Genomic DNA, 1,543 nt, shown 5'->3' with positions numbered 1-1,543 from the left:
GTACAGGCCAGTGGCCGTGGTCGCATCGTCAACATTGCCAGCACGGCGGGGCAGCGCGGCTATGCGTATGTGTCGGCCTATGTGGCGGCCAAGCATGGCGTGATTGGCCTCACGCGCTCGCTGGCGCTGGAGCTGGCGGCGCGCGGCGTTACCGTCAACGCCGTGTGCCCTGGCTATACCGAAACGGACATCGTGCGTGAGAGCATCGATCGTATCGTCGCGCGCACTGGCCGCAGCGCCGAGGAAGCGCGCGCCGAGTTGGTGAAGGGCAACCCGCAAGGCCGGCTGATTACCCCGGATGAAGTAGCCAACGCGGTGGTGTGGCTGTGCTCGGAAGGCGCATCGTCGATCACGGGGCAGGCCATCTCGGTCTCCGGTGGGGAGGTGATGTGAGCAAGCCGCGCAAGACCGCACTCGCCACCCGTACCTCCGGCTACCACAAGGTCGTGCAGGCCTTGGGCGACGAGCACATCGGCCTGGAGGCCCGTGCGCAGGTGGACGACCACATGGACGTGAAGATCTGGCTGCGCCTCTTGGCGTGCAGCACGCAGATCGAACAGCAGATCCGCCAGCGCCTGCGCACGCGCTTCAACACCACGCTGCCGCGCTTCGACTATCTGGCCCAGCTTGACCGCTATCCGGAAGGCATGCGCATGAACGTGCTGTCGCGCTACCTGATGGTGACGGGTGGCAACGTCACCGGCTTGACCGACCAGTTGGAGAAGGAGGGTCTGGTCAAGCGCGAGCCCGATCCGGATGACCGCCGGTCCTTCCGCGTGTCACTTACCGAAGCCGGGCGTCGGAACTTTGCCGAGATGGCCGCCGAACACGAACGCTGGCTGATCGAAATGTTCGACGGCCTGGGGCTGGCCAACAAGGACGCGCTGTATGCGCAACTCGGCAGGCTGCGCATGCATCTGGCCGCGCGCGAGGCAGAGCTGGGCGCCCGCGACGATCAACCTCAAACGAACACAACCAAACCATGACCGACCGAATTGACCCGGCTCTCTTGGCCGGCAACCGCCGCCCACTCGCGGGCTATCAAGCGAAGCACTTCCTGTGGAGCGTGCAAGGCGGCGTCGCCACCGTCACGCTCAACCGGCCTGAGCGCAAGAATCCGCTCACGTTTGATTCGTATGCCGAGCTGCGCGACCTGTTCCACCAGCTCAAATGGGCGGATGACGTCAAGGCCATCGTACTGGCCGGCGCGGGCGACAACTTCTGCTCCGGCGGCGATGTGCACGAGATCATTGGCCCGCTGGTGCAGCTGAAGGCACCCGAGCTGCTGATGTTCACGCGCATGACGGGCGAGCTGGTGAAGACCATGCGTGCGTGTCCGCAGCCGATCGTTGCCGCCATTGATGGTGTGTGTGCGGGCGCGGGCGCCATCCTGGCGATGGCGTCGGACCTGCGCCTGGGCACCGCGCGCAGCAAGACGGCGTTCCTCTTCAACCGTGTCGGCCTGGCGGGCTGCGACATGGGCGCATGCGCGATCCTGCCGCGCATCATCGGCCAGGGCCGCGCAAGCGAGTTGCTCTACACC

The 1,543-nt window shown here is 65.8% G+C and carries 3 protein-coding genes; all 3 read left to right on the top strand.

Annotated features, from left to right (window positions below):
* A partial coding sequence (locus tag JHD73_RS27640; RefSeq protein WP_199033318.1) for an SDR family NAD(P)-dependent oxidoreductase occupies positions 1 to 393 on the top strand: 393 nt, incomplete at its 5' end.
* Complete coding sequence (locus tag JHD73_RS27635; RefSeq protein WP_199033317.1) at positions 390 to 986, top strand: MarR family winged helix-turn-helix transcriptional regulator; 597 nt, start codon at positions 390 to 392, stop codon at positions 984 to 986. The genes JHD73_RS27640 and JHD73_RS27635, both read left to right, overlap by 4 nt.
* On the top strand, positions 983 to 1,543 hold a 561-nt coding region (locus JHD73_RS27630), incomplete at its 3' end, for an enoyl-CoA hydratase family protein (protein ID WP_199033316.1). The genes JHD73_RS27635 and JHD73_RS27630, both read left to right, overlap by 4 nt.

It is taken from the genome of Ralstonia sp. ASV6, from assembly GCF_016429285.1.
GTDB classification, from domain to species: Bacteria; Pseudomonadota; Gammaproteobacteria; order Burkholderiales; family Burkholderiaceae; genus Ralstonia; species Ralstonia flaminis.
Note: the sequence above shows the minus strand (reverse complement) of the source record. Positions and strands in the feature narration are given on the sequence as shown.